The organism is Nocardiopsis lucentensis DSM 44048 (assembly GCF_000341125.1).
GTDB lineage: Bacteria > Actinomycetota > Actinomycetes > Streptosporangiales > Streptosporangiaceae > Nocardiopsis > Nocardiopsis lucentensis.
Genome location: NZ_ANBC01000023.1, coordinates 1 through 4,158, shown reverse-complemented (window position 1 = coordinate 4,158; position 4,158 = coordinate 1). Strand labels below are relative to the sequence as shown.

Genomic DNA, 4,158 nt, shown 5'->3' with positions numbered 1-4,158 from the left:
CCTCGTCTTGCAGAACCCTGTCGGCGCCCGAACTGTGTCTGCCTTGGTCCTCCGCTGCGCTTCGGCCCGGGTTCGGGCGCCCCGGAGACAGGGGTTCTTCATCCTCGGCCGCGCCTGTCGCTCGTTCCTCGCTCGCGGCTTGCCTCGTCTTGCAGAACCCTGTCGGCGCCCGAACTGTGTCTGCCTTGGGCCTCCGCTTCGCTTCGGCCCGCCCGTCGCCCTCCACCACCCTCAACGGACGGCCTTCGGCCGCGGAACCTCCCTCTTCGTCGCCCGCCACCGCCCGGGGGCCGCTTCGCGGTGGGGCGGGCACCCTCAACCGACGCCTCCGGCGCGGCACTCACCCGGTTCGGGCGCCCCCGGGGCTCACGCCTCGGGGTCGACGGACTCCGGTTCCACGCCCAGCAGGTTGGCGACCTCCTCGACGACCGCCTCGTGGACCAGCAGGGCCATCTCCTCCGGATCCTTGGTCCGGATCTCCACGGGACGGCGGTAGACCACGATGCGGGCTCTGCCGTCCGGATCGTTCTCCAGGCGGGAGAAGGGGATCGACTCCACCAGAGGGTCACGGGGCGCGATCGGGGGGACGTCCTCGACGAGGAAGTCCACGTTCGCCAGTTCACGCGCCCACAGGCGCTCCAGGCGTTCGACGGCGTCCAACACAAGGTCGTCGAAGGCCTGCGCTCGGCTGCGGTAAACCGGCAGGTCGGAGGGCACGAGAGGACCGCGGATGCCTCGGCCGCGGCGGTCCCGGCGCCGCACTCGGTCTGGTTGGCCACTGGAAAGGCGCACTCGTCGCACACTTCGAGACTAAGCCATCAACCGCCCCGCGCGTAGCCCCGATTCCCCGGAACACGGTCGCGCGGGGCACGCGGGGACGGCCGTCGTGGGACGATGCTGGCGTGTCCCTCGGTAAAGGCATACAGTCAAACGCTGTGAGCCATGTTCGACGCTGCTCCCGTACCGCGTGCAGGCAGCCCGCCGTCTTCACGCTCACGTACGTGTACGCCGACTCCACCGCCGTGCTGGGCCCTCTCGCCGCCTACGTGGAACCGCACTGCTACGACCTGTGCGCCGTCCACGCCGACCGGCTGACGGCCCCCCGCGGCTGGGAGGTCGTGCGGCTTCCGGTCGAGACGTCGGGCGGCGGACCCGGCAGCGACGACCTGGAGGCCCTCGCGGACGCCGTACGTGAGGCGGCGCGCCCGCCCTCGCCCGCGGCCCCCACGGATGACGCCGTCGGCGAGGGAGCCGAGACCCTGCGCCGCGGCCACCTGCGCGTGGTCCGGTCCGACCCGGGCCGAGGCGACCACGAGCCCCGCGACCGGGGCTGAGCCCACCGGGGCGGTGCCGGAGCGGCGGGGCCCCTACCGCCGTCACCCTCCGTCCAAGCTCCCTTCACCCCCGGGTGTCGCCGGCCGTCCGCGGCCCCTTGCTACGTTTGTACGGCGCGGACCCCAGGGCACTGCGCGACACCGAACCAGGAGCAGGACCGACCGGCCGGAGAAGACGTGGTTGACCTCCGAAGCATCTTCAAGGCATACGACGTACGCGGTGTGATTCCGGACACCTTCAATGCCGATATCGCACGGGCGATCGGCGCCGCCTTCGCCCGCGTGGTCGGTGGCCCGGCCGTCGTGGTCGCGCACGACATGCGCCCCTCCTCACCCGACCTGGCCACGGCCTTCGCCGACGGCGTCACTTCCCAGGGCATCGACGTCGTGTTCGCCGGGCTCGGCTCGACCGACCTCCTCTACTACGGCTCCGGCCACCTCGACCTGCCCGGTGCCATGTTCACCGCCAGTCACAACCCGGCCGAGTACAACGGCATCAAGATGTGCCGGGCCGGGGCGGCGCCGATCAGCGGCGAGACCGGTCTCGACGAGATCCGCCGGCTGGCCGAGGCCGGGGTCCCGGAAAACGCCGGGCCGAAGGGCGCCGTCACCGAGCGTGACCTGCTGTCGGGATACGCCGCCTACCTGCGCGACCTGGTCGACCTGTCCGGCATCCGACCGCTGAAGGTGGTCGTCGACGCGGGCAACGGCATGGGCGGGTACACGGTCCCGGCGGTCCTGGAACAGGGGCTGCCGCTGGAGGTCGTGCCCCTGTACTTCGAGTTGGACGGCACCTTCCCCAACCACCCCGCCAACCCGCTGGACCCCGCCAACCTGGTCGATCTCCAGGCCAGGGTGCGTGAGACCGGCGCCGACATCGGCCTGGCCTTCGACGGCGACGCCGACCGCTGCTTCGTGGTCGACGAGCGCGGCGACCCCGTCCCGCCGTCGGCGGTCACCGCCCTGGTCGCCGCCCAGGAACTGCGGCGCGAACCGGGCGCCACGATCATCCACAACCTCATCACCTCCACCGCCGTGCCCGAGATCGTCCGCGAGCGAGGCGGCGTCCCCGTCCGCACCCGAGTCGGCCACTCCTTCATCAAGGCCACCATGGCCGAGACCGGCGCGATCTTCGGCGGCGAGCACTCCGCCCACTACTACTTCCGGGACTTCTGGCGGGCCGACACGGGTATGCTCGCGGCGATGCACGTCCTGCGGGTCCTGGGCTCGGACGACCGTCCGCTCTCCCGGATCACCGAGGAGTACTCGCGCTACGCGGCGTCCGGGGAGGTCAACTCCACGGTGGCCGACGCACCCTCCCGGATGGCGGCGGTCCGCGCGGCCTTCGACGTCAGGGACGGCGTCACCGTCGACGAACTCGACGGCCTGACCGTCCACCTGCCGGACGGATCATGGTTCAACCTGCGCGCCTCCAACACCGAACCGCTCCTGCGGCTCAACGTGGAGGCGTCCGACGAGGGAACCGTGGCGAAGCTGCGCGACGAGGTCCTGAGCATCGTCCGAGCCTGACCAGGCATTCTGGTGGGGAGAGTCCGCGCCGGGCACAGGCAGTCCGCACGGCGCGGACGTGCCCACGGCGCCGAGGCGCCACAGGCACACCCACGAGCACACGAGGAACGAGAACATGAGCACGAAGATCGACGGGTGGCTGCTGGACATCCTGGCCTGCCCGCAGAGCCAGGCCCCGCTCCGCCACGACCCCGAGACCGACGAACTGGTCTGCGACGAGAGCGGTCTGGCCTACCCGATCCGGGACGGCATCCCGGTGCTGCTCGTCGACGAGGCGCGAAAAATCGATTGAGGTCGGATGGAACGTTCTGGCCACTTCGGTAGTCCAAACGGCTACGGCGTGAGGTGAGAGGCGCAGTTCGGGCGTGATCGTCCGAGGCGCGGTCCCGCCGTTCGCCCCGTACCCTGTTGGTGCGCGCCCCGCACGAAAGCCCTGGAGGACACTGATGCCCGGTCCCGAACCGCTACAGCCGAGCGACCCCGCAGCGTTCGGCGCGTACCGAGTGACCGGTCGCCTGGGCAAGGGCGGGCAGGGCGTGGTCTACCTCGCTGAGGACACCGAAGGCGACCAGGTCGCGGTCAAGGTCCTCAACGACCAGTGGTCGGGAGACGGCGAGCTGCGCAGGAGGTTCGCCAAGGAGGTCCGGGCCGCGCAGAAGGTCGCGTCGTTCTGCACGGCCGCGATCCTCGACGCCCAGCTCGACGAGGACCCGCCCTACGTGGTCAGCGAGTTCGTGCAGGGCAAGGACCTCCAGGACACCGTGGCCAAGGGCGCACCGCTGCGGGGCTCCAAGCTTCAGAGGCTCGCCGTCTCCACGGCCACCGCCCTGGTGGCCATCCACCGGGCGGGCATCGTCCACCGCGACTTCAAGCCGGGCAACGTGCTGCTGGGACAGGACGGCCCGCGGGTGATCGACTTCGGCATCGCGCGCATGGACGACGGCACGGCCACCATGACCAACTCGATCGTGGGGACGCCCTCCTACATGGCGCCCGAGCAGATCGAGGGGCGCGGGGTCACCGACAAGTGCGACATCTTCGCCTGGGGCTGCGTGATCGCCTTCGCCTCCACCGGACACGCCCCGTTCGGCGCGGACACCGTTCCGGCGGTCGTGCACCGTGTGGTCAGTGCGCCGCCCGAACTGGACGGGATGGACGAGGCGCTGCGGCCGATCGTCGAGTCCTGCCTGGACAAGAACCCCGACCGGCGCCCCAGCGCGCAGACCCTGCTCATGCGCCTGCTGGGCCATGAAGGGGACGAGGGCGCCCACTCCACCGACGACGCGCTCCAGCG

Annotated in this window: 5 protein-coding genes; 4 read left to right on the top strand and 1 reads right to left on the bottom strand. The window is 71.1% G+C overall.

The window, feature by feature from the left end; all coding sequences use genetic code 11:
• Positions 1–366: 366 nt before the first annotated feature.
• Positions 367–762, bottom strand: a complete 396-nt coding sequence (locus tag D471_RS0100645) for a metallopeptidase family protein (RefSeq protein WP_017596842.1) — start codon at positions 760–762, stop codon at positions 367–369.
• A gap of 173 nt (positions 763–935) precedes the next feature.
• On the opposite strand from D471_RS0100645, the gene D471_RS0100640 reads away from it, so the two are divergent.
• The 4 genes from D471_RS0100640 to D471_RS0100625 all read left to right on the top strand — a co-directional run.
• Entirely contained in the window at positions 936–1,334 is a 399-nt protein-coding gene (locus D471_RS0100640; protein ID WP_026127276.1) for a DUF3499 domain-containing protein, read from the top strand.
• A gap of 177 nt (positions 1,335–1,511) precedes the next feature.
• Positions 1,512–2,864 (top strand): phosphomannomutase/phosphoglucomutase, encoded by a 1,353-nt coding sequence (locus D471_RS0100635; RefSeq protein ID WP_017596840.1) that lies wholly within the window; start codon positions 1,512–1,514, stop codon positions 2,862–2,864.
• Positions 2,865–2,979: 115 nt separating this feature from the next.
• On the top strand, positions 2,980–3,156 hold the full coding sequence (locus D471_RS38095; RefSeq protein WP_017596839.1) for a Trm112 family protein: 177 nt from the start codon (positions 2,980–2,982) through the stop codon (positions 3,154–3,156).
• Positions 3,157–3,310: 154 nt separating this feature from the next.
• On the top strand, positions 3,311–4,158 hold an 848-nt coding region (locus D471_RS0100625; RefSeq protein WP_017596838.1), incomplete at its 3' end, for a serine/threonine-protein kinase.